Origin of the sequence: Eudoraea algarum, assembly GCF_050589645.1 — a bacterium.
In the GTDB taxonomy this organism is placed as follows: domain Bacteria; phylum Bacteroidota; class Bacteroidia; order Flavobacteriales; family Flavobacteriaceae; genus JBNGOQ01.
The window spans coordinates 334502-359141 of the sequence record NZ_JBNGOQ010000001.1; the positions used below are offsets into that span (position 1 = coordinate 334502).

The 24640-nt window shown below is 36.2% G+C and carries 26 protein-coding genes; 2 read left to right on the forward strand and 24 right to left on the reverse strand.

Annotated elements, in window-relative coordinates:
* A partial coding sequence (locus ACRD67_RS01505) for a T9SS type A sorting domain-containing protein (protein ID WP_430965261.1) occupies positions 1 to 2095 on the forward strand: 2095 nt, incomplete at its 5' end.
* Positions 2096 to 2358: 263 nt separating this feature from the next.
* The gene (locus tag ACRD67_RS01510; RefSeq protein WP_430965262.1) at positions 2359 to 3558 is read left to right on the forward strand and encodes a CehA/McbA family metallohydrolase domain-containing protein; all 1200 of its coding nucleotides are present in this window, start codon (positions 2359 to 2361) and stop codon (positions 3556 to 3558) included.
* Between the two features lie 43 nt (positions 3559 to 3601).
* Here the strand turns inward: ACRD67_RS01510 and ACRD67_RS01515 are convergent, their stop codons facing one another.
* From ACRD67_RS01515 to ACRD67_RS01630, 24 genes are all read right to left on the reverse strand, one after another.
* The gene (locus ACRD67_RS01515; RefSeq protein WP_430965263.1) at positions 3602 to 4348 is read right to left on the reverse strand and encodes a hypothetical protein; all 747 of its coding nucleotides are present in this window, start codon (positions 4346 to 4348) and stop codon (positions 3602 to 3604) included.
* 181 nt (positions 4349 to 4529) lie between these two features.
* Positions 4530 to 5921: a YopA family protein gene (locus tag ACRD67_RS01520; protein ID WP_430965264.1), complete on the reverse strand. Its 1392-nt coding sequence runs from the start codon at positions 5919 to 5921 to the stop codon at positions 4530 to 4532.
* A gap of 390 nt (positions 5922 to 6311) precedes the next feature.
* On the reverse strand, positions 6312 to 7352 hold the full coding sequence (locus ACRD67_RS01525; RefSeq protein ID WP_430965265.1) for a retron St85 family RNA-directed DNA polymerase: 1041 nt from the start codon (positions 7350 to 7352) through the stop codon (positions 6312 to 6314).
* A gap of 170 nt (positions 7353 to 7522) precedes the next feature.
* Positions 7523 to 7837, reverse strand: a complete 315-nt coding sequence (locus tag ACRD67_RS01530) for a hypothetical protein (protein ID WP_430965266.1) — start codon at positions 7835 to 7837, stop codon at positions 7523 to 7525.
* A 10-nt stretch (positions 7838 to 7847) separates the two neighbouring features.
* On the reverse strand, positions 7848 to 8717 hold the full coding sequence (locus tag ACRD67_RS01535; protein ID WP_430965267.1) for a phosphoribosyltransferase-like protein: 870 nt from the start codon (positions 8715 to 8717) through the stop codon (positions 7848 to 7850).
* A 198-nt stretch (positions 8718 to 8915) separates the two neighbouring features.
* Positions 8916 to 9488, reverse strand: a complete 573-nt coding sequence (locus tag ACRD67_RS01540; RefSeq protein WP_430965268.1) for a DUF4411 family protein — start codon at positions 9486 to 9488, stop codon at positions 8916 to 8918.
* Positions 9485 to 10594 (reverse strand): ImmA/IrrE family metallo-endopeptidase, encoded by a 1110-nt coding sequence (locus ACRD67_RS01545; RefSeq protein ID WP_430965269.1) that lies wholly within the window; start codon positions 10592 to 10594, stop codon positions 9485 to 9487. Before ACRD67_RS01545 ends, ACRD67_RS01540 begins: the two co-directional genes overlap by 4 nt.
* A gap of 487 nt (positions 10595 to 11081) precedes the next feature.
* Positions 11082 to 11813, reverse strand: coding sequence for a trypsin-like peptidase domain-containing protein (locus ACRD67_RS01550; protein ID WP_430965270.1), 732 nt, complete (start codon positions 11811 to 11813; stop codon positions 11082 to 11084).
* 217 nt (positions 11814 to 12030) lie between these two features.
* Positions 12031 to 13323: a hypothetical protein gene (locus ACRD67_RS01555; protein ID WP_430965271.1), complete on the reverse strand. Its 1293-nt coding sequence runs from the start codon at positions 13321 to 13323 to the stop codon at positions 12031 to 12033.
* Between the two features lie 106 nt (positions 13324 to 13429).
* On the reverse strand, positions 13430 to 14203 hold the full coding sequence (locus tag ACRD67_RS01560) for a hypothetical protein (protein WP_430965272.1): 774 nt from the start codon (positions 14201 to 14203) through the stop codon (positions 13430 to 13432).
* A 191-nt stretch (positions 14204 to 14394) separates the two neighbouring features.
* Positions 14395 to 15717, reverse strand: a complete 1323-nt coding sequence (locus tag ACRD67_RS01565; protein ID WP_430965273.1) for a DUF6161 domain-containing protein — start codon at positions 15715 to 15717, stop codon at positions 14395 to 14397.
* Positions 15718 to 16376: 659 nt separating this feature from the next.
* Positions 16377 to 16772, reverse strand: a complete 396-nt coding sequence (locus tag ACRD67_RS01570) for a hypothetical protein (RefSeq protein WP_430965274.1) — start codon at positions 16770 to 16772, stop codon at positions 16377 to 16379.
* A 269-nt stretch (positions 16773 to 17041) separates the two neighbouring features.
* Positions 17042 to 17338 carry a hypothetical protein gene (locus ACRD67_RS01575; RefSeq protein WP_430965275.1) on the reverse strand — a complete coding sequence of 99 codons (297 nt, stop codon included), beginning with the start codon at positions 17336 to 17338 and terminating at the stop codon, positions 17042 to 17044.
* 28 nt (positions 17339 to 17366) lie between these two features.
* The gene (locus tag ACRD67_RS01580; RefSeq protein WP_430965276.1) at positions 17367 to 18005 is read right to left on the reverse strand and encodes a tetratricopeptide repeat protein; all 639 of its coding nucleotides are present in this window, start codon (positions 18003 to 18005) and stop codon (positions 17367 to 17369) included.
* A 160-nt stretch (positions 18006 to 18165) separates the two neighbouring features.
* Entirely contained in the window at positions 18166 to 18774 is a 609-nt protein-coding gene (locus ACRD67_RS01585) for a hypothetical protein (protein ID WP_430965277.1), read from the reverse strand.
* Between the two features lie 706 nt (positions 18775 to 19480).
* Complete coding sequence (locus ACRD67_RS01590) at positions 19481 to 20002, reverse strand: cytochrome c oxidase assembly factor Coa1 family protein (protein ID WP_430965278.1); 522 nt, start codon at positions 20000 to 20002, stop codon at positions 19481 to 19483.
* A 137-nt stretch (positions 20003 to 20139) separates the two neighbouring features.
* Positions 20140 to 20502, reverse strand: a complete 363-nt coding sequence (locus tag ACRD67_RS01595) for a hypothetical protein (protein WP_430965279.1) — start codon at positions 20500 to 20502, stop codon at positions 20140 to 20142.
* On the reverse strand, positions 20499 to 20717 hold the full coding sequence (locus ACRD67_RS01600; protein ID WP_430966174.1) for a barstar family protein: 219 nt from the start codon (positions 20715 to 20717) through the stop codon (positions 20499 to 20501). Before ACRD67_RS01600 ends, ACRD67_RS01595 begins: the two co-directional genes overlap by 4 nt.
* A gap of 45 nt (positions 20718 to 20762) precedes the next feature.
* Positions 20763 to 21056, reverse strand: a complete 294-nt coding sequence (locus tag ACRD67_RS01605) for a barstar family protein (protein ID WP_430965280.1) — start codon at positions 21054 to 21056, stop codon at positions 20763 to 20765.
* Between the two features lie 12 nt (positions 21057 to 21068).
* On the reverse strand, positions 21069 to 21317 hold the full coding sequence (locus ACRD67_RS01610) for a DUF7683 domain-containing protein (RefSeq protein WP_430965281.1): 249 nt from the start codon (positions 21315 to 21317) through the stop codon (positions 21069 to 21071).
* Positions 21318 to 21404: 87 nt separating this feature from the next.
* Positions 21405 to 22265 carry a tetratricopeptide repeat protein gene (locus tag ACRD67_RS01615; protein ID WP_430965282.1) on the reverse strand — a complete coding sequence of 287 codons (861 nt, stop codon included), beginning with the start codon at positions 22263 to 22265 and terminating at the stop codon, positions 21405 to 21407.
* 204 nt (positions 22266 to 22469) lie between these two features.
* Positions 22470 to 22883, reverse strand: coding sequence for a hypothetical protein (locus tag ACRD67_RS01620; protein ID WP_430965283.1), 414 nt, complete (start codon positions 22881 to 22883; stop codon positions 22470 to 22472).
* 142 nt (positions 22884 to 23025) lie between these two features.
* Positions 23026 to 23541 carry a hypothetical protein gene (locus tag ACRD67_RS01625; protein ID WP_430965284.1) on the reverse strand — a complete coding sequence of 172 codons (516 nt, stop codon included), beginning with the start codon at positions 23539 to 23541 and terminating at the stop codon, positions 23026 to 23028.
* Between the two features lie 204 nt (positions 23542 to 23745).
* Positions 23746 to 24633 carry an amidohydrolase family protein gene (locus tag ACRD67_RS01630; protein WP_430965285.1) on the reverse strand — a complete coding sequence of 296 codons (888 nt, stop codon included), beginning with the start codon at positions 24631 to 24633 and terminating at the stop codon, positions 23746 to 23748.
* Positions 24634 to 24640: the final 7 nt, after the last annotated feature.

Here is a 24640-nt window from a genome sequence, read left to right on the forward strand (position 1 = left end):
GGATGTGCTTTCGGCCTCTAGTACGGACAACAAGATCGCCTGGTACGAGAACGATGGGGCGGGCCATTTTGGGGAACAATTAATGATCTCCAACGAGGCGGAGGGTGCCTCTTCTGTGCATGCCGGTGATCTGGACGGGGACGGGGACCTGGATGTGCTTTCGGCCTCTAGTACGGACAACAAGATCGCCTGGTACGAGAACGATGGGGCGGGCCATTTTGGGGAACAACAGATCATTTCCACCGAGGCGGAGGGTGCCTCTTCGGTACACGTCGGAGATCTGGACGGCGACGGGGATCTGGACGTGCTCTCGGCCTCTGCCGATGACGACAAGATCGCCTGGTACGAGAACGATGGGGCGGGCAACTTTGGGGAACAATTAATGATCTCCACCGATGCGGAGGGTGCCCTTTCGGTCCATACTGGCGATCTGGATGGGGACGGGGACCTGGATGTGCTCTCGGCCTCAACTGCGGACAACAGGATTGCCTGGTATATGAACAACCGGCTGCCGACCATAGTGGCCGGCATTCCGGACCAACTGATGGACGGGGGTTTTAAGACCCATAACCTTGAGCTGGACGGGGTGTTTGCCGATGGGGACGGCCATGCCCTTCGTTTCCGTGCGGTCCCGGACAAGGAGGAGGTGGTCAGCGTATCCATTTCCGAGGACGGGAGCCAACTGCAGCTGACCGAAACGGGTCCCGGCATTGCCGACATCACCCTAACGGCCGACGACGGCCATGGCGGTGTTGCAACAGATGTCTTTGCTGTGGCGGTGGTTACGGAAGGAAACCGTTCCCCCATAGTAAGCAGGGAAATTCCCGACCAGGAGTTTAATGAGGGTTTTGGAATCCATACCCTAGATCTGGACGGTCTTTTTACGGATCCCGACAGGCATAAGCTTACGGTCACCGTCGCCTCGGCCAATGCAGGTGTGGTAACAGCAAGCCTTTCCGGGGACGGGGCCCAACTGCACCTGACCGAAACGGGTGCGGGTGTCACCGATATTAGGGTAAGTGCGGAAGATGGTCATGGGGGCCGGGCCGTTGAGGTGTTCCTTGTAAGCGTCATGGTCCAAGGGAACCACCCACCTGCGGTAGCGAACCCCATAGCGGACCGGCAAATGAATGTGGGTTTTGGGACCCATATTCTGGATCTGGACGGTCTTTTTACGGATCCCGACGGGCATGAGCTTACAATCACCGTCGCCTCGGCCAATGCAGGTGTGGTAACAGCAAGCCTTTCCGGGCAAGGAAGCTTGCTCCTTACGGAAGAGGGCACGGGCGTTGCCGACATTACCATTACGGCAAGGGACAACTATGGGGGTATGGCCATCCATACCTTCAAAGTAAGGGTGGTCCGTGCCGAGGATGTACTGGTGGGCGACAATTTTCAGCTTTGGGCCATGGGCGAGACCTGCAAGGGCAGGGACAACGGCGCGATCCAAATCAGTGCCGCACAGGAACTTGAATATACCGCCACGGTAAAGGACAAGACCCATGATTTTACAAAGGAACTCAAGGTAACGGACCTGCCCCCGGGCCCCTATCCCGTATGCATCGCCGTCAAAGGCTCCGCTTACCAACAGTGTTTTGAGCTTATGGTGGCAGCGGCCCCTGTCCTGTCCGGGAAGACCTCGCTGGGCACAGGGAGCGGTATCCCCAACAAAGTAGCCGTGGAGATCGCCTCGGGCACGGCGCCCTATACGGTAAAGGTCAACGACAAGGTCATTGGGCAGTACGGTACCCATAAATTTTCCGTGGCGGTAAACCAGGGGGACATGGTGGAGGTCCTTTCCAGTGTGGCCTGTGAGGGGAAACTGGCCGTAGCGCTCCCCTGGTCCGGTGAAATGATTAGGGTGGTTCCCAACCCCACGGATGGTCTCCTCACCCTCCGCTCCTCACGTTTTGTAGGGACCAGGACAAGTTTTCAACTGTTCGATACAACGGGCCGGGTATTGGTTCCACCTGCCCTTAGAAAGGATGACCACACCTATGAACTTGATCTTTCGGGGAAACAAGCGGGCGTCTATTTTCTGGTCATGGAGCTCGGGGATGGATCAATGATAAAGAGGAAGGTCATCATAAAGTAGTGAAGACAATAAACAATTAGCAATGAACAATTATCAATACTGATCTCTGACCTCTGACTTCGCTATTACCTTTTCGCTCTTCCCTAATTTGAGTGAAGGACGATGGTCGACAGGGAACGGTAACCGAGAAACCAGAAACCAGAAACTAGTTAACAGTTGGCAGTTTTCAGTGCGCAGTGTTGTGTAGAAGATCGTATCGAGAACAGTGGTTCCCTAGGATTAGCGTAAATTTAGGGAACAAAAACACCCGACAAAACAAAGCAATGAAGACAAAAAACAGTGGCACATACTTCCTGATCACCCTAAGTTTGGTGGCCTTTTCCTGCACCTCCGGTCCGGAACCGACCAAGCCATGGTATAAGGGCAATTTGCACGCGCACTCCTATTGGAGCGATGGCAATGAATTCCCGGAGGTCATTATGGCCTGGTACAAGGCCCAGGGCTATCAGTTTACGGTACTGTCGGACCACAATACCCTGAACGAGGGGGAGAAATGGATCACCCTTTCCAATCGCATCCATATACAAAAAGGGTTTAAGGACTACCTTAACACCTATGGGGAAGATTGGGTGCAGCATCGAAGCGATAGTGCGGGTAACACCCAGGTAAAATTAAAGACCCTAGAGGAATACCGCCCCCTGTTCGAGGAAGCGGGCCGCTTTCTGATCCTGCCCTCCGAGGAAATTACCACCGCCTACCAGGACAAGCCCATACATATCAACGCCGCCAACATCCAGGAAAAGATAGCTCCCCAGCCCGGGGCCAGTGTGGTGGAGGTCATCCAAAACAACATTGACGCCATTTTGGAACAGCGCAAAAGCACCGGGGTCCCCATCTTGCCGCATATTAACCACCCCAATTACGGCTATGCCATCACCGCGGCCGACTTTACCCAGATCCGGGACGTGCGCTTTTTTGAGGTCTATAACGGTCACCCGCTGGTGAACAACAATGGCGACGCCGACCACCTGGGCACGGAGACCATGTGGGATTTGATCAATGCCTCCTACCTGGAGCAAGGAAAACCGTTGCTGTATGGTGTTGCTGCGGACGACAGCCACCATTACCACCAATTCAACAAGGAGAACGGCAATCCGGGCCGGGGCTGGGTCATGGTGCAGGCCGATAGCCTCAGTGCGGCCGGGATCATTGACGCCATGGAACAGGGCCACTTCTACGCCTCTACCGGGGTGGTCTTAAAAACGGTGGAAAAGAAGGGCAAGAAGCTTACCATTGAAGTGGATGCCGAACCGGGCGTTAACTATGAGATTCAGTTGATCGGCCTGGAGCGGGCCACGAAGCAATCCAAGATCATTGAGCGGGTAGCGGGCACCAAGGCCACCTTTGAGCTAAGCGATGCCTACCTCTTTGTCCGCACCAAGGTGGTTTCGGACCAAAGCAACCCCAACGTTTTTGACGAGAGCGAACACGAACGGGCCTGGACGCAGCCAGTGGTGGAGTAGGGGGGATACGGATTGTCCCAAACGTTCGTTTTATGAAGCTGGACTAGGGCTTTTTAGAGGAGCCTTTGTTGTTCGCTGGCTTTTCCATTTGCTTGGCTATTATGAAATCTTCTTGTGTGACAATGCCATTCTTAATGTTATTTATAAAATATTCTCTACCTAAATCTGATTCTATTCCGTTTGCAATTTCCTTAAAAGTCAGTAATCTATTTTTTGGTTTGGTTGCGGTAGCCATTAGAAAATCAAACTGCTCCAATTTTTTCAAATCCTTACTCCGAATAGGCTTTACCCAATCAATGTTAAGCTTTAGTGATTTTGTGATGCAACTTTTTTCTCGCCCGACTTTATATTGATTTATATCCAATTCCGCGTTTTTTCTCTGCCTGAAAACTCGGATAATCTTTTTTTTAAAATCCGGGTTAATTCTTTCTTCGTTCATCAAGTATGTTAAAACTCCCCAGGCTCGGGTAAAATCTCCTTTCATTCCTTCGGCGACTGATAGAGCTTGGGTTTCTTCAATTAGCGCCTCAGTATTATTGATTTTATGCTTCAAAGGAATTAAGTAAGCAAAACCGAGTTTATTTTTCATTCTATTGGAATAAACCATAGTAGCAATTCCTGACCTTGATAAACGGCCATATCTGATTGGAACTTTAATCGGAATTTTGTTGTCTAAGTCTAAATGTTCTTCTCGCCAACTGCGCCTAATATCGTCTCCTTTTTCGTTCAGATAATCCTGCCATAATAATGAACCGATTACGATAACTCCACTTTTTAAGTTCCAATCCATTTCTTCGTTTTTCAGCTTGCGTACAACGGTCTTGTGTATGAAATGTAGCGTGTAAAAAGGCACTAACTTTTCGGTTTAACGCAGAGCAGAGTTTTTAAATTTGGAGACTTCCCTAAAATGCACGAACCATTAGCGTTTGCAATGACTCGCACTATGTCTTATATATTGTTAGAAGTAGGCTTTACTGATTTTTTTTGCTTGACCAAGGTACTAATTCGTTAGCCTCACTTTTTACAAATTCATTTGAGGTTCTATTATAATATTTATCATTATAACCTAGAATCCCTAATAATGCCATTTCTATGTACCATATGCAAAGTTCCAAGGCTTCGTACTTTGCTCTATAATGTATTGAACTTAATTTCTTTCTTTTTTCTTCCTGAGAATGTACGATAGCGTTCCGAATTTGTACAACAGCATCACAAGCATCTACTATTTGTATTTCACTATCTAAAAATTCTTGTAAGTATTTAAATCCAGCTGGTACAGAACATTGAATTCCTAATTGAGATAATAGTAATCTAATTTTATTTGATGCATTGATATTCTCCGAGTCTTTGCCGATAATTATTTTTTTGTTTTCAATTATCCACCAATTATATAACAATTCTAAAGCAGTTTGTGCCATAATAATTGCACCTTCAGAGAAACCAGAATTATTATTCGCTTCGACATACCAATGAATAACTGAAGTTAAGAAGTTTCTATTTTCTTTATCTTTCCAAAGGTCATTGAATTTTATCCAAATAGCCTCACTACCTATAATTGAATGACTCTGAGGCCACGAAGTACAATGCTTATAAATGTCAACATGATAGTCTGTATAGTCACACCAAATATTTTTGCCCTCAAAGGTTCCAGTAGCAAATAGAGCAGAAACTCTTCTACCATTTAAAAAAGTCAAGAATGAGCTTAAACAATGAAAAATATCTTTTGAGTCCTCGAAACTTATTGCTCCCTTTTTACTTTTCAATAACCCATTGTATAGAATAAGATAACCTCCGTTTTCTTTTAATTCGCTTTTTAAGTCATTGTAGTTCTTGGCCTTGTCGATTGAAATTAGATACTTTTCATTTTCTAGTTTTAATCTGTTTTTACCTGTGTATCTTTTTCCTTTAGTTATCTTTTTTACAATTGTTCCGTGAAAGCTTCTAAGGTTGGGTACGCAAAAGTTTATTGCTTCAACCGAAACACTCTTATCTCCAAAAACAGCCTGTTGAGACAAGATACCCTGAATTTTTGATGCTCCGCTAAAACTTTGTATCGTTGAGTTAGTTATAAACCCATCTCCAAGTTCAAGATTATTAATCACTATTTTAAAAGAATTTATTCTATTCAAAATGTCAAAAGTGTCAATTCCTTTTTCAGTCGGAATTCCAGAGAAATAGGTTCCCGAATTCGGAAACCAAGAAAAAAATATTTCCCCATTTATTTTTAGTTCATTTTTATCATCTTTAAGAGTATAAACGCCAGAATAAATATTGATTTTTGAATTGGCTTTGTCCATTTTGACATTTCCTTCAATAATTTCAGGATAGTCTTTATATAATTCTGTGCGCTTATCTTTTTCCAAATCTTTATTGTTGATTTTTTAGATTACATCTAAAATACTGGATCTGGGGAAAACTCTAGATATCCATACTATACCACATGAAAATATTACTTTTTAACCAACTTACTGAGCAATGGACCTGCCGGCTTATTTACCTACCATTGAAGGGCAGGCAGGTCAACTTGGAATTTACGTTAGCAAACTGGACAATGAGTTTCTTTCAATTTAAAAAATCGTTTATTTGAACTTTTAAGGAAGATACTAAAATTTGTTCCATATAATAAACTCTTTACAAAAGGTGCGATTTGTAAAGAATATCTCTCACTCTCATATTAACTTTTATTCGTAAATGAAAAATAGTACTTAGCTAAATTGTTTAGATTACCTGAATGTCAATCAGAGAAAAATCACTCAAATGCTATTTTGATAAAGCTCTCTTAGCTTAATCATTATCTTTTTTGTTCGCTCATCTTTTGGGTTTATCAATAAAATATAGTTTCCCACTCCAAGCAGATGTTTAAGATAATTTGACTTAGCACAACCTATTCTTTCTAGATGACTTTCAAGACCAAAATTTTCAATGAAATATATTGCCTGTCTTAATTCATCGCGTTTTTTCCTTGGTACTTGTATTTTCTCATTAACTATTATTCCAGAAATAAGCTGTCGTTTAACTGAGGGCATTTCGAATGTCTTGTCATTGTTAAGGTTCAAACCTACTTTTTTGAGCTCTCTATCTATTTTACTCCTTAATTTTTTTAAGTCTACCTCATCACCTGAGAACGCCATATCATCAGCATATCTGGTATATTTTAGACTACTTGAAATGCAATACTCTGAAATTTCCTTGTCGAATTCACTCATTAAAACATTTGACAAATAAGGGCTTGTAGGTGCACCTTGTGGTAATTTATCTTCTAGAGTACAAATCTTAGATAGTAACTCAGACACTTTTTCTGAATAATCAACCTTCCTATAAATTTTTTCAATTTCCCTCCTAGTAATTCTATCAAAAAAATTCTCGATGTCCATGGTAACCACGACTTTTTGTTTTCTATGATACCGAGCATGATCCCTAATATTTCGTTTTCGAGTATAAGCCTTTGCATATGGACTAATGGGTATCTTGTTAAGAACGTTATCTAAAATCCACTTTTGAATTTCCTTGAGGCTTGGTAGTGGCTCTTGTATGGTTCGAAAACCACCGTTAACTTTTTTTATTTCAAATTTTCGGTAGAACCATTCAGTTGATTTAGTTCTAACGACCCTTCTTATATATTTTTGGTTATACCCAACTAGTGCAGAAAAATGTGAGGTATTATAAATAATTGGAAGATTCCTTTCAAATATTGGCTCAGCATAATGTAAACAATGATCAATTTCATCTTGTGAATAACCAGCATTTAGTGCTTTTGCGGTAAACTTTTCGGAATATTTTTCAAATGAATCCATACAACATCTCCATATGAACAGGGGACTATATTGTTTTAGCCCCCGTTCGGAATAAACAAGGATTAGTGACGGGGAATATTTCGCCCTTCGCGAAATTTTACCGTTGCTAAGCCTTGTTTGGCTTGAAAGAAAGTTCTCAAAATAGATAGGGACTCCCTACCCAAATCTTTCTAAAAATGAAGTTCATTTCTATTAGGTAAATATACTTCATTTTCATTTAACTTCTTAATTCTGCTTTTATCCTCTGGAACAATCCAACTTTCTGCCCCCTTAATTCTATTTTCTTTAAATTCCTTTGACAACCACTCTTCACCTTTTTTACTCAAGGTTAAGCTACCGTCTTTTTCAATAACGTATTCATCTTGAATCAACTCATTAGTCATCATCGCGATCTGGCTATAAGTATAACCATTCCTAATAAATTCACGGATACTGCCATCATTCGACATTATTAATAACATCTTCAATTTAATTGTGTCTTCCATTATCTGATTTTTACCTGGGAAAGGGAGCATTCCATTTCTTGCCTTTTTCAAGTTTGCAATTCCACCAATACATTGGAAAGGTGTTATTTGGCGTTCTTATCATTGAAACAAGTGCCTCAGATCCTTTATATCCAAAACGATAGTTTTTGCTTATCGCAAGAATATCTTCAATGCTTTTCATTATTTTTTTCTTTTCCAGCTCTTCTTTACCATCATATCTTTCAGAAATTCCCTTAGGATGGACTACCTCTGTTAATAGGTGATATCCCATATCATTGACTGCTTTAATACCTTGTCTCTGGCTCACTAGTGAAAGTATAAACAAGGTTTCATTTGAATATTTTTGAATTCCTATTATCTCCTCTAATGCTTCAGTAGCAGTATCTCCCGTACCCACGAAATCGTCTACCAAAATAACGGGATGGTTATTTTTCTTTACTTTCTTATGATTTGGGAGATGTTTTAAGTCATCTACAATTATAAACTCTGTACTTTTAAATTCTGTAATAAATTTTAAAAGAGTACTTCGACATAGATAAGCTACAACACGCGAACTCTTTGTTTTGCTTCCTTCTCTATCAGTTGGGGAAAGCATGGGAATTACATACACCCTATTTAAGTTCAAATGTTTTATTTTAGAAAGTTTTATGAGAACCTTTTTAAATATGGAATAATATTCAGTTTCTCGTAACCACAAAAATTGATCAGTAAGTTCTAAAACTAGATTTGCTTGAGTTTGGTCTAAATGCTCGGAGATAGAACAAAAATTGTCAAAAAAACTCTCAAACTCATCAAAATTAGCCCAATTTCGCCCCACAAAAACATTACGAAGTTCCGTTATTTGTTTAAAATCAAATTTTGTCTCAAGCTTCTTCCTCATAGAATTTCTATTGCTTATAACTTCATCCTATACAACTGTTCATACAGTTCCTTCCAATTAGGGATATAATCGGACAGTTCAGACCAAAATTCTCTTAGGCCAAGTTTAGTATTCTGATTCCAATAATAATTTTTTGGTAGGCCATTTTTCAAGGGTTTGCTAACTGTCTTATACGCTGTGTTGTACATTGGCTTTTTACTATTCAAACGAGAAGTTTATATCAGTGTACAATTCTAATAATTCTGGTAATGTTTTTATCTCAATATTTAAAATTTTACAAATCGCAGGAAGCTTTTTGAAGGCTTTTAAATCATTGCTCCCTTCTGTTTCCTCTGTTACAAGAATTATCTCTTCAAATGAGTTTTTACTGATTTGAGTTAGTAAATAAATAATCATTCTTGCATCCGCAGATTCTAAAAATTCCTTTTTTTGCTGTTCAAATTGAGCGCTATTTAACCTTTTAGCATTTGTTGTTATAAAATTTCTATCTACAAGATTATAGAATCTGGTAGGCGATGGTGGGATTAGATTTTCAGTTTTAATAGGAATTTTGTGAGCCTTTAAAAAGTCTTTATCAATTAAAAAATCTAATTTCTTTACAACTAATTTGCCTGAAACCAATTTACACTCGTTCAATACTTCATCAATAACTACGATGTTATGATTTTGAATCTCTCGTTTAATTAAGTTCAGAAGTTTATTGTTCTGGTCAAATGGTAAGTAATAACGAACCAAGGACAATAAAGAGCTTGTATCGATTACCACTATCATTGAATAAACTTGTCTAATTTTTCAGGTTTAATCTTCAACTTTTTGTAAACGTCATATTCATTAATAATACCTTCATAAAATGCGGCTTGAATAGTCGATATGAACAGTGGTGAAGAAATTGGTTTTGCAACTGAACCTCTTTGCTTTATTCCTTTCTCTTTTTGTAGCTCCTTTTCTCTTTGCTTTTCTTCTTGATATTGTTTGAATTGTTCTTCAAAGTCACTCCTAACCTTATTATAATTTTTTTGGCTGATTTGATTCTGAAATAACAACCTCGTAAATAGTGCAATTTGACTTAAATGAGTATCATCTGAAATAGATTTAATTAAGTCGAAATGATAATCATTGGATGGTTTGGCTGGTTCAAGGTTTTTAATGACTTTACCATAATCGCCAATTAAAAAATAGTAAGCAAAATCATTGCACCATCTTTCTATGGATGATAAATGCTTATCAGCAATGACCTCATAATCGAGTAATTCAATCTCTTCTTTGTCAAGTAAAAAATGTCCTAATTCGTGTGCTAACGTGAATATCTCTCTTCGAAAAGATTGATGTCTTTTCAAAACAATAACATTTGGCTTTAGAAAAAAACCATCAATGTTTGCCTTCTCTTTTCTATTATGAGTTTCTACAAACTCGAAAACCAATATGTTATTTTCAGCTAATTTTGAAATTAATGATTTGAGAAAATCTCTGCGTTTTGTAGTGAATTTTGGATACAGAATTTTTCTAAACTCATTTGCAACTTTTTCTGGATTGTCATTTATACTGAATTTTGGAATTTTTCTTTCAGTATCTAATTCAGCCAATTTAGAAATTGCGGTAATTGATATTTTCAGTTCTTCAAATTGACTGACAATTTTTTTAGCTCTAAAATTTAAGTCAGTTCCAAAACTTTCTTTTCTAAAAAAAACACTTGCCTCTTTCGAGTTTTCAGGTGACTTTGGGTCTAAATAATAGTGAATTCCTTTTTCGAAAACTTTATCGATTCTCTTTAGGTGTCCAATTTCAATTTTTCCAGAAAAAACGTCATCTTCTGTGATAGATAGCTTTAGCCCAACACTAATTCTCGATAAAAATTCTGATACTGAAAGTTTATACATCTTCAGTAAATGTTTTAATCGAGATATGTTATGTTCTACTTTCAAGAATGGTTTTAGTTTTCAGAGGTCAAATGTACAAATTTGACATTTTGTCCAGCTTGCAGCTAACTTGTTTATATGTATGTAAATATATCTATATACTCCCAAAATGGAATATAATCGATGTAAAGGGTTATTTTTTTATAATCTCAACTTCCCAGAAAGCACCCTATGCCTTAAATACTAGTAACAGGTAGCCCTGTAAATATCCAATCTCTCAGGATTTCTAAAACCGCGGGTTTGCCCTTCCTCAAAATACTCCTCCCAAAGTACAGCTTTTTGTTGGTTTTTCTTACGGATTCCCTTTAGGAGCTCCCAAAACTTTTCCACAACGTCTTGTTGCTTTGGGCCCATTGGAAAGCGTTGAAATTCGTGAGAAGAAAAGGAGGCTTTGAATATGAGGATAAATCGGAAACAAAAAAATACCCATCAACGGGTATTTTTAGTTTTAATGGAGATCGTTCTTTTGAACTTTATCTATAATTTTAAATATCTCCATAACTGAGAGTGCTTCTATAATTCCTGAATTTTCAAGATATTCTAGTTCCTCTTTTTCCAGTTTCCCATTATCTTCAACATATTCATATTCAACTAGACCTGGATGTTTAACATAACCTGTTGCCACTCCTCCCAAAGCTATTTGTCCATTATCCCTAATAAACACCACTGGGCCACCAGAGAAACCCGGGTTAATATGGCCATCTAAAAAAAACATTAAGCCTTCTGATGTTTTCAAAGGCAATGAGGAGCAAATGCATTTTTTCACAAAAGGAAATGGATACCCATTGTTAAGTTTTGTATCATCTAACATGTTTTTGGTATAAGGAAATCCTAAAAAGTATCCATCTTCTCCATAAAAGTATTGTTTCACAATGGGAAGTTCTGTTCTTCCGCTGATGTCGGCAGGCAAGGTGAAAACAACAATATCCATATTTTCATTCTCACTCAAATTGCAAATAACTTCTAAGTTTACCCAGCTTTCTTCGTGAAATAAGTCTATATTAAGTGTCTGACCATTTTTTAGAATCAGTTCATTCTTGTCGTAATTTGGTTCAAAGACATGTCGAGCTGAAACTAGGTATTGAGATTCCATAGATTCTATTGTAAAGCCAGTTCCGTAATCTTCCTCAAACCCAACCTGAAAAACTCTACTAATTATATTTGAAGTAATCGGGCTCATCGTTTATTTGAACTTTGGCAACGGTTTTGTATAAATGTCAGTAATGGTCGGGCTTGCCGCGCAATTGGCAGCAGACCTTGGGTCTGCATGAGAATCAGCTGGGTAAGTCTGTAAGTCATTATCCGCTAGATTTAAAAGTAAACAAAAAGGTGGAACTTTCCGCTAGGAAATTCCACCTTTATTGCATTTATGCTTTGTAGCAACTGCGCTATTACTTTTATAGATTCATATCCTTTTTTATTTTATCCATAAAGGGTTGCATTTCCTTGAAAAACTCTTTCTCAGACCAAAGTTTTTCTTCAATTGGAATCTTAAGTTCGATAGTTTCATCATCATTTTCAAGTAATCTCAAACCAAAAAAGCCCTTTGGAGCATTTTCTTTGTAGATCTTTTTTAGTGAAGAGACTTTCCAATACGGTCCAAAATTTTCATCCGATTCCAATAAATTGGGTCCAAGAAATCGCAAATAAATGTCTTCATCTTGTTTTATCCTTTTCCAGATTCGTTCCTCTAGGTCTAGAATTTTTTGGACAGGGGTGTCATAATACTTGCCTTTCACTTCTAATCTAACACAATCGTTAGTTGCATTAATTATATGAAGAGGAAAAATAGGGCTAAATAAAGTTTTGTTAATACCATTTTCCGTAAAACTAATTTCGAATATTAACTCATAATATCCAGATTTTGCTTCTGATGACAAATTGAATTCCAAATACTCATTTTCGGATTGCTTTACTTCAATTAATGAACCTTCTATTAGATTTATATTACCATTAATTGAATTTTTAGGAATGAAATTGAGTTGTATTGCCTTGATTATTCCTTGTGCCATTCCTTGCCTAAAGACACGTATATCCTTTGTCGACTTATAATTAATAGTTCGGACGTTTACTTCTTTAATTACCACATCCGATTTTGTCAAATTACTAATGGTCGCTACAAGTTTGAAGTCCTTTTCAGTAAAGGACTTAATCAGTTCATTATCCAGTTTAAAATAGTCATAAGAAAAAGGAGTGTTCCGTTTATAGACTACTTCAAATTTTATTCCTTTTGGCAAAAAAGTTAATGGTGATGTCTCCCGAATTCTTTCGCTTTTTTTTATTTCAAGCCTTTTTCTTGCGCGAGGACTATTTTTAATTAAAAATTCAAGGTACTCAGAATGCCATATTTCAATTGGGAAAGAAAACAAATGATTTTCAAAAAGATGAAAAAGGTCATTACTAATACCGTTAACGCTGACAATAATAAATTTGTCAATTTTCTTTCCGTCAAGATGCCAAATAAGTTTTGGAGCAATATCGTTTATTGTAGCTTCACTTTTTAAATTCTTACATTCAGCCTTCCAACATTTACCATCTTGAAAACCTATGACGTCATAACCGTATTGACTTCCGCTTTTTTGTTTTCTAACGTTATCTAGTCTCATATCAATAAAGACGTCCTCAATTACAAGTTCAAGCAATGTTCCCTTGTTTAGAGCCTGTGATAATAATTTGAGTACGCTAGACATTATTAATGTTTGGGTTGTTGCTAACTAGGTTATATGAGTGTAAAATACATCTTTATACCCCACAACAGGATAAGACCGATGTAATTGGTCATCGCTAATTTAAACTTCACTTAAATGGATTTGGCAATATATACTCTTCAGTTTTAAAGACGCCCTTTTGCCATTCACAATCTTTATTTTGAACATCCACGATAATGTAAGAATCATTAAAATATAAAATCCTTGCACCTTCCAGATTGTACTCCTTTATTAGGCGCTCGATGAAAACAGAATTATTATAACCAATAGTAGGTGGTTTTGAATTTACGACGGCTAAAAAGATAAAAAAGGTAAAAACAAAAAAGACAAAACGTGAACTGATCTGGATTGCCTTGTTTTGTACCGGGGTTGCTTTAGCTTTATGAAGCCATAAGAGTTTTTGTAAATACATCTTTGTTCTTTTCCAAGCCAAAAATACCCCACTCAAGAGTGCTAGTATTAAAAGCAAACCGATAGTTTTCATTGATGGCGTTGAAAAGCTAATTGCAAAATTTTGAATAAAAAAAACCGAGAAAGCAAACCCCACATTAATTCTTAACAATCTCCAAAAAAGAATTTTTTTCTTTTTCCCCGTATTACCTTGCATAAAGGTCTGATTTTTGAAAACATAAAACTCATCATCATTGGCAAAATGATTCATGATATAAAAGGCTGCACAAAATATGGTCAATTGAAGCAAAATATAAGAGCCGTCAATAATTGATTGAGAAAGAGAAAAAAACTTGTAAAATCCTGAAGAAATCCTAATTAAATGTATCAATTGTACCAAAGCCCCCAGAAGTGTTGGCAATATGATTGCCAGGGGTAGGTATTCCTTATATTTTTTAAAAGAGGATACCATCGTTTATTTGAACTTTAACTGTCATAGCTATGATTCGTACTTGCCGGGCACTCCCCTTTGAAGTGCAGCCAGGTCAACTTGGAATTTACGTTATCAAATTTGAGTTAAGAAATCAAACCGTTTAAAAGTAAGAATTTTCGTGGTAGTGTGGGAGGTAGGTAAGTCATGGTTGTTGTTAGCGGCTGGCTTTTCTATTTTCCGCCAAATATTTTTCCTGTAATGTTGTTTGGCATTGTAGGGCCGGAATCATCTTTCAATAACCCTGTGTCAGCTCTACTAAATAAAGATTGCATAATTAGATTTTTATCTTTTTCATCAACTGCATTGTCTTTTATTAACGCTAAATATACATAGGTTAATCGTTCTCTTTCTTCGGCATCTCTAGCCAAGTGAAATGAACTAAAGGCGACTTTATTTAATGCTCTTATTCCAAATGCTAGAAATGATATGAAAGTAATGTAAACAATAGACCACTTTATAGCCTGGGCATTACCTTTTATGAAACTTAATAGCATTCCTTCTGGTGTTAGCCAAAGCAATAGATACAATGTAATACAAGCGAAAGCGACAAGTCCGATTAACCAATAAATAGCTTTCCAGCCTTCTTTTTTTAATTCAGAAGCTCTGGTTTTCCAATATTCAGCAGGTTTTTTTAATCTCAGAAGTTCTTCATAGGTATGTTCAAGGTCAGATACTTTCTTCTTTGCTCCTATGTCTTCTTCTGTTCCTTCAAACCAATCGTTAAAAATTGATTCTTTATTGGCTTTGAAATTGTCAAATTCCTCTTTTACACCTATAATTTCATTTTCTTCATTTCCTTCAAACCAATCCGTAAAAAGCTGTTCCTTCTCGTTTTTCAGATTGTCAATTTTTTCTACATAATCATCATACTTTTCATTTGTGCTTTTAAGATGATTGACCAAATCTGTTTCCGTTTCACTTAATTGATTTTTAAATTCTGTTTTAAGTCTACTCAGGGAAGTTCTTTCTTTTTTTCTTCTTTCGGTTATTTCTGCTTTATCTTTTAATTCAAATTCATAAGCCAATAGACTTCCAATGAATGCATTTCTGTCATTTAGGTTATTATTTGATTTTATTAGATAGTTAAAAGCTCCGATAACCGAATTTGGTAGGTGTTCCGATAAATCTATTAGAAATTTTGTGTAGACTGAATCAAATGTGAAGTAACCACTGTTGCTTCGTAATTGGGATCGTTCTGTGCTCCAAACATTATTTAATTGAGCTTCATTGTGGTTATGATATCTATTGATAAAACTTTCAATTCTGTTTTTCAGATTAGTGAAATGTTGTTTTGAAGAGTTCAAGACGTTCGGAACAGATGTGTATTCCTCCCATCCAACAACTTGTTTCGATAAAAATCTATGAATTGAGCTAAGTCCCTTTAATGATTGTTCGAATTCTATATGAGGATATCGAATTGTAACTTCAACCGAATTAAACCAATCTTTCTCGGCTGACTCTGCTATTTTTTTTCTTATTTCGGTTGTTGTCATTATTTCGTTTTCAGCTTGTGACTAACTATTGGATATCGGAAAAACACCATATATCCATGCTATCCCAATGAAAATACTACTTTTTGTTGGTTTTTCTTACGGATTCCCTTTAGGAGCTCTCAAAACTTTTCCACACCGTCTTGCTGTTTTGGGCCCATTAGAAAGCCTTGGAATTTGTAAGAAGAAAAGGAGCTTTTTAATATCAGAATAAATCGGAAACAAAAAAATACCCGTTGATGGGTATTTTTGGTTGAAAGGGAGGTGGTTTTTTTTGAGCTTTTGTTTGTCGTTTTAATCAAATTCAACGTGCCATTCCATAGAAGTTATTCCTGAGATGTTGGAATCTTCAGACCTTCCCACCGGTTGCGTTTCAATACTTCCAAATAATTGCCAGTAGTATCCTATAGATTGGCCATACTTGATAACTTGAAAGACGGTATCTGCCTTCGATGAATGTTCATGTGTTAATCGAAACTCTCCATAAAAAAGCTTCGTCTCGTGATGAGTTTTAAAATCAATCGAAACACCCTTAATCCCAATATTATCTAATACTTTCTTCAGAAGCTTTTGCACTTTCTTTTTTTCCTTGGTATTTGTGGAAATTATCCAGAATGACTCCGACATTATTTGAAATGGGTTAATCTTTTAATTGAACATTATTATTTCTTAAGAATTGAATTTCTGTATTCAATCCATTTACTCATACCTTCTTTAGACTTTTGCACATCGAAAAAGTCAGGAGTTGACCCATCCGCAGCTTTTAAATTTAGCCTATCGAGGATATTTCCAATACAAGGTATTGCAAGCTCACTCCCTTTTATGTGCATAACAAAACCATTTAGAGCCTCAGAATCTCCCATGTTGAACGTAATTGAAAAGCACTCGTTTTCCAATATGCCCCAAGATGGGTTCGAAAAATCTACAGTTGGTTCTACTTTTTTTATTGAATCTATTATTTCCGACCTTTTGCCAATTGATTGCGGTTCAAAATCATCTGGGATTTGTTCCAATGAATCAAAGCCTCCCCAGTCCTGTACATATAAATCCCAACTCATAATTATTCTATTAATTTTCCACCAATCGTTGATTTGAACTTTTCTAGCGGTATGTTGTATGGCACGTTCCCATTTTGTTTAGTAGTAACTGAACCTCATTTATTAGGGAGAGTCTAAATCCACTTGTCCAAGTAATACAATAATATTACTACTAAAGCCGGAACAAGAATATAAACGAGCAGTAACGGGATTTCATCCCTAAAAGCTTTCCAAACCTTCTTCTCAAAATCATTATCAAGGAACATGTTAAATCGTTTATTTAAACTTTTTTACCAATCACTCCTAATTTCAGCCATTGTACGATTTGGCCTCCAGTTTCTTAATGCTTCAATTTCTTTTTGATTTTTACACTCGATTAGTATACCAACATTTGGCTTTCCCTTTTCCACTCTCATCCCATTGTCAAACCCCTTTATTTTTCGAGAAATTAAATCTCCATTGAAGTCAAATTTTATAATATCTCCTAGCCGAAAATCTCCATTGAGAATAAAACCAGTAAGCACAATACCGCGTCCAGTAATATTAAATGTTTGATGTATTTCAAAAACTGAACCTGCCTTATTCATCCTTTGTTTGAACTTTTGCCACAATGAATTATAGCCTGTGTTGCACACAGTTATTTATTTCTATTTTTAAGTCCCGAAGCGTTTTGGTAAAGCCCGAAATGTTACTTAGCTCAGATTCCGCTTGTAAATAGCTTAATTCCGATTTTTTGCATTTATTCATGTCCAAATATGTTTTGGCCAGTTGAAGATGGGCAAAAGCTTTCTCGAATCTATCCTTCGAGTTAGATAAGGTAAATTCCAGAACATTGACCGACTTCTCAAATTCATAATCTTTCCAATATAAAAGTCCAAGGTTTAGACTTGAATTAAGATAGGTCGAATCCGAAGTTTCTAGGGATTTCTCAAAATAATAAATTGCTTTATGATAATTTCTTAGCCTATGTTCAGTATTCCCGATATTGTTTAGCAACGTTGGGTTTTCGGGTTCAAATTCCAATCCTTTCAGAAATTTCCCTTTGGCCTTTTCAAATTCTTTTTCCTTGGCCAAGGCGATTCCATCATTATTCAGTTTTCGAGCGTCTTGGTTTTCAAAATTATCTCCTCCCACGAAAACCGAAGAGCCACCATTTTGATGAAATATTATTTCGATATCTCCTAAGTGTTCAGTCCTATCAGATTTACAGGATATAAATGTGAAAACAAAAATGAATAATGCGAATCGAGTCATTTATTTAGTTGACAACGAATAATGGTTTACAACTTTTCTATTTGGTTGTAAGATACATGTATAATTTCCTAAGATGGAATAAAATCGATGTAATTGGTGATTCTTTATTTGAACTTTCTATATCCAATATTAATTAGAAATGAATTGGTATTTTCACCTTTCATTCAAATTTTGATTCCTTCCAAACCTTCATCATTTCGTTCTTTTCCTTTTCATTTATGTAATTCAAATTGACCCCAAAATCGAAACCATTAATAAGTCGACTATACATGTCCTGATAGAGAATTATTTTACCATCTGGTCCATACATAGTAATATGAAAAACTTCAAAGTTTAGATTATCTATTTTTTTTGTTGAAGATGATGTGTCGATTTTAATCCCTCGACTTTCATAGGTCTCATATAGTAATTGCTTAAGCCCTTCGTTATTATCTTCCCACTCTCCTTCATATTCAATTTCAAAGGGCTCAGATGTCGATTGAAAAATATGAAATCTATCTTTTTGAAAATTAAGAAGTTGTTTGAGTCCAGTGGCATCGTAATCAATTCCAGCTGATTCTTTAATTGCCTCCAAGCCCTTTTCAGTTCTTTCGTCTGAAACACTTTTGTGAGTTACATTCCATCCTGTAGGAATTTCCATTGTCCAGCCAATTTCATTACTATGGTACGTACTTTCTGTTATTTTTCCCTCATCGATTTGTTTGTTTGGGTTAGTTTTACAGGAAATCAATATAATTAAGGCTAGAAGGGTGATTATTTTAATTTTCATGTGTTTCTCTCAAATGTGTTACAGCAGTCTCGGCTATGATTTCAACTTAGAATTTACAAAGGCAAATTCAAGCTATAAAATCGTGGCGTTTAAAAGTAATAATTTTCGCGGTACGTGGAAAGCGGGCAGGTTGTTGTCGGGAAATGGATTTTTTATACCAATTGCGCCCATTGTTCCATAAGAATTAAGAACTCAGACAGCTCATACCAGGCCAAAATTGTAATAATGGATAGGCCATTTTCCGTTTCCCTTTTTTTGACCAAAGTCCATACATAAAGGGCTATTGGAATAATCATCAAGAATCGAAGCTCCCCAATAAGCGGCCAATGCGATAAACTCCACAGGAAGGATAAAAAGGCAAATAATCCGATTATAAAATTCCTCCATTTTTTATGTATCCCCTGATGAATTGAAAACCCAAGCGTAAGTATACCAAAACTGAAAAACGAAATATTGACCAGCAATTTTTCCGTAAAGAAAATCAGTCCGAAACTTATGGCAAGTCCGATTAAAATTGCCTTTAAAAAAGTCGGTTTGGTTCTACGAAGTAGAAGAAGCCCAAGTAGAACTCCGATTCCAACAATAATTTTTTGGTAGGCCATTTTTCAAGGGTTTGTTAAGGGTCCAGGCTATTATTTTGGTGTGCCACAAAACCCTGCCCGCCTTTGGAGGGCAGGCAGGTTATGGTTGTTGTTGGTAAAAGGTTTTACTTGATTCCAGTTACCTTCCAAATGTCCTTATATTGTTTTGATGATCGAACTCTTACTTTTTTATATCCTCTAGTACCCTTAACAATGAAACCAATGTTTGCACTTCCCATCTCATTATCCAAGGTCCGCTTTATGGTAATACCTCCCGAGGGAATAATTTGAAGATCAACCACTTTCCCTAATTCAGATTTGATCTCGTCATTATCTTTTATGTATTCTATAGATACCTTGTACGCTTCTGTCATCGGAAGCATGGTCATTAGTGCAACTTGAATCAAGGCGATAAAACAAATTAGTCCTATTCCTACTTTATTCCAGATTGTCCGCTTATTTAGCGCTTTCCTTTTTCTCATTCCATCCCAAAGTAATCCTATAATTCCAAGGGCTAAGAATATCAAACAGAAAATTTCGCTTTCCCAAAAAAAATAGATTGGAATAATTCTACTTAGAAAACTATAAACTAAAAAAAGAAGTCCCAATCCTATTGCTAATTTTGTAAAAATGCCTAATTCCTTCATTGATTTGAATAAATGATTGCCAACTACCGGATACCCGGAAAACTCCATATATCCATATTATACCTCATGAAAATACTACTTTTTGCTAACTTGTGGGGCAGGTTATAACCGTTGTTAGCTGTAGTTTTTTATTCAGTTTACAATGTTTTTGTTATCTCCTTTTCGTATGATTTTCCTCTATCGTCAGTTGCAATGACTTTTGGTTTTTCTCCATTTCTCCAAATTAGCTCAAATGATTTTAGAGAATCAAATTCCACATTCTGCGAATGAAAGTGTTCATTGATGTTGTCATACCAAAATTCAATTGATTTAGTTATTCTATCAGAAATCATATTTTTCGGTTGAAACTCTTTTGTTTTCCAATCAATTCTGATGTCGTAATTCTTTCCGTTTATTTTATTTAGTTCATAAATTACGAAGTCAGAATCGACATAGTTTTCATAGCTTAAAAAGCTATGTCCAAAATTGTGAATCACAGATGGAATATTCTTGTATTTCATTCTTCTGATTTTTCCACTATCAATTCTACAAATTCCGCATCTCTTAAAAGTCCAATAATAAAGTCAAATTCTTCCTTTCCAAATATTTTCTCAAGTTTTTCAGTTCCGACAATTTCAATTATACAATCTCTTGGAAAGCCAGGTCCTTCTGCTGTAATTGCATCATTAAATGCGTCAAGATTTTTTCCAAAATATTTTGCAGATTCAGAGTCAATTTCCTAATTCATTTTTCATAAGCTAATAGTACGCTGAGCAATCGTTTATTTGAACTTTACAAAGGTTACATTTTCATTTTCTTCTAATATCTCCAAAACCCTCTTTAAGAATCCAGGGTCCAAATGTCTTTCGCTAACACTAAAATTCTTCCATTTAAGAATAAACTTTTCTCCATAATCATAACATCCAAATCCTCCTCTTAAAACATCATTAAATGCATTTAAGTTCCTTCCAATCTTCCAAGTTAAACCACTAGTAAGTACTTTTTCAATTTCATTATAGAATACCTTTTCACTTTTAATTCGAGTTCCGTTGATAACATACTCTGTTTTCATCATTCATTTAGGCTTTTACTTGTTATCATCTTGGTAGCAACATAAGAAATAATCATACCTATCGGTAAGGAACTTGTAGCCAAGGCTTTCAAAGTATGATTTTATTTTTCCTTCAATCTTATATCCATTGTAAAGCAACGGGTCATTTTCTGTATTGTCAAGATGTTTTTTAGCAGCTTCCAGGTCAAAACTTTCGATTTCAATTTCTTCGTAAATGTAATCTGAAGCTTTTTCGAATACATCAAATTGTCTTACTATGTTCATCTATTTCTTTCTTTGAACTTTAACGGTCATGGCTATGATTACGTCTCGCTAAGGCGTGATGAACCTGCCTGCAGGTTATAGCCCTGGTTAGGCCTCGTTATTTTTTTCATTCAATTTAAATCTATTCATTGTTTTGTCAATATCAGTTGCGCCTAGTTTTCTTGCTATTTCTAATTCCTCTTTAGCTTTGCTTTTTTTTCCTTGCGTCAAGTAAATCAATCCTCTTGTCCTATAGGCTTCGGCAAAATCCGATTTTAATTCAATTGACTTGTTGACATATTTCAGACTTTTGGCAAAGAAATTTAATAAAAAGAAATTTACTCCAATATGGTGATTTACTTTGTAATTCTCTTCGAAATATTTTTTGACACTTAGATGTAAAACCAAAGCTTTAATAAATTTTTTGTTTTTCATGTAGCTGAATGCTAAACACGCTTTAATTTCGTTTAATAGTAATTTTTCTTTTAGAGCTATCTTGAAATTTTTAATCGCCTTTTTGTGTTCATTTAACTCTTGTAGAGAAATTGCCTTTGGGAAATATGCATAGTATGCTTTTTCATCTCTTTTTATTATCTCATCAGCAAACCAAATTGATTCATGAAACTTCCTTTCATGGACATGATTACAACTTGCTATATACTGCATTAAATTCAATTCCAGTTCGGAGAGTTCTATTTCGTTAAGAGAATCAATAATGGAATTTGATTCCACAGTTTTTTTAGCGGAACAATAAAATAACGCTTTCATGATTAAAAGGAACGGAACATCCGGCAAGAATTGAATCGCTTTGTTAATATCTCGCGTTGCCTTATTGGGTTTATTGGATTCCCAACTTTTAAGAGCTTTTTCAGTTTGGTCAAAACAATAAACTCTGAGGTCTTCTTTAACCAAAGTGTTTTCTAAAACTTGATTTGCTAACTTTTTGAATATGGAATTATTTATTAGCAATGAAATTAGTTTTAATGAGGTCTAACGGTTTCGCATAACCGTCAATTATGTGTTTAAGTTATTCTTTTTCTTCTGAACAGGTATTTCTTGAATTTAAACTTTGGCTTTTTGAAAATAGTTCTCCAAATCGAGCCATAAATCTATCTAATCGTCCCACTGATTGTATTCAGTATGAGATGAAAAATGGTATATCCAATTATCTCGTCAATCATCAATACTAAATTCCCGTTTTACATATTGATTTTCCCAGTAATATAGATTCTTTCCTTTAACATTGCCGAAATCTAGGGGAATTACTGTGTCCAAATTCATTCGTTTTATATTTAATTTGATGGATTGATTATCTTTTAATAGCGTATCTCCAACTTGGATAAAGTCAAATAACTGTAGACTTTGAAAGGTCAAATCCTTTCTATTTATTCCAAATACTTCGTGTTCTATTTTTATTATGTGTCTGTTATGGTCATTGTTATCAATGTACTTTGCTATAACAATTCCGTTATACTTGGAATGGTATTCATCGTAAACGTGTTTGTCAAATTTTTCCTTTTGGGTTCTATTGTCACAAGCGATGATTATGAAAAAGAAAATAATTGGAAAGAATAATTTTACGTCCATTCGGGTTACAAAATGTTTTATAACGGTCTCGGCTATTATTTTGGTGTGCCACAAAACCCTGCCTGCCTATTTACCTGCCTGCCCGCCTTTGGAGGGCAGGCAGGCACAATGGGTTATAGCCATCATATGCCAGGTGTTGGCTCTATAGTTCACTCTCTTTTAAGTCTTTAGCTAAACTTGCAATTTTTAATTTTTTATTCCGCTTTAAATATTCTAAATCAGCTGAATTGTCGATCATTAACTGACGGTTATAATAGTTTATATGTTCAAGAATTGCGAAAAAATTGGCTAACATTCCCCACAAAATCAAGTTTTCAGGTATAGTTCCCCAGTCATTTTGATACAATTGAATTGCAAATATTATTGGAATCAGACCAATTAATATCAAATTTATTTTTTTGGAATTCCTGAAAATATTTAGATTTTTTTCTTGACTGAAGGGCTTGTTCATTAATCTATATAACTTTAATTTCCAATAGTGTTGACCTTGAATTAGTATTATTATACAAACTAAAATTCCGTACAATAGAAAAAATATATCTACAAATGAGTTATTAAGGATTAGATAAACCAATATCGCTGGGAAAGTTACAAAAGCATGAAATCTTTCCATAGGATAATAACTCTTTAGTCTTTTAATCAGTTTTTGCTTGCTCATATTAATTTTCCGGCTTACATCTTTTTTTCGGCTTGTCGACAACTAACTTATGTCCATGCTATACCACATGAAAATACTACTTTTTGGATGAAAACCAGTGATTTAAGGCATCATGTCAGTGCCGGTCAACAAACCCACCAAAATGTTTTTGACGAGAGCGAATATGAACGGGCCTGGACGCAGCCGGTGGTGGTGGGTGAGTAGTTATCGTTCTATGTTTAAGAATGTTTTTGCATTTTCGTATAAGATCATCTTTTTTTCTTCTTCAGTTAAGAAATCCATGCTGTTAAGAAATTCTATGGATTTAGATATGGCTTCCGGCCATACCATTTGATCTGAACCAAACATAACCCGATCTAATACTCTTGCATTTTTAGCCAATTTAAGCAGTCGTATAGCATAGTCATTAACTATTGGATCGACCCATAATAAAACACCAAGATCAATATATAGATGTCTATAAAGTGATAACATTCTTATTGCATGTTCAAAAAAAACTTCACCGCCATGCATTAGGTAAACCTTTAGTTTTGGATATTTTACTAAGACGTCCTCGATAAGAAGCGGATCTCCCAGGGAAATTCTAAATTTTGGGCAGCAATTATATGGAGTCATAGGAGGTCCTCCTCCAGTATGATAGGCGACAGGAACCTCATATTTCTCACAAAGTTGTAAATAAGGAGCATAGATTGGATCATTAAGTGTTCGACCAAAATAAACTCCTGATATTTCTCCAAAAACTTCTATTTTACCTTCTATTATTAATTTCTCAAATTTATCGATGGAAATTAATTCCTCATCATCCATATATCCAGGGATAAACCTTGCATCGGCCGAAACATATTTTTCAACGCTTTCCATAGAAGTCCCACTTACTACAGCGAATTCAATTTTATGTTTATCTAATAAAGCAATGGTCTGTTGTAAATGTTCGTCTGCAGTTTTAGGTGATTGAATGCCTGTTGGATGCTGAAATCCTCCCCAATAATCAAAAGAAGAATAACTATGAACATGAACATCAATTATTTGAGCTTGAACTATTGTCAGGCTAAATAAAAATGAGAAGGCCAGAAATAATATTTTGTAATTCATGGTAAAT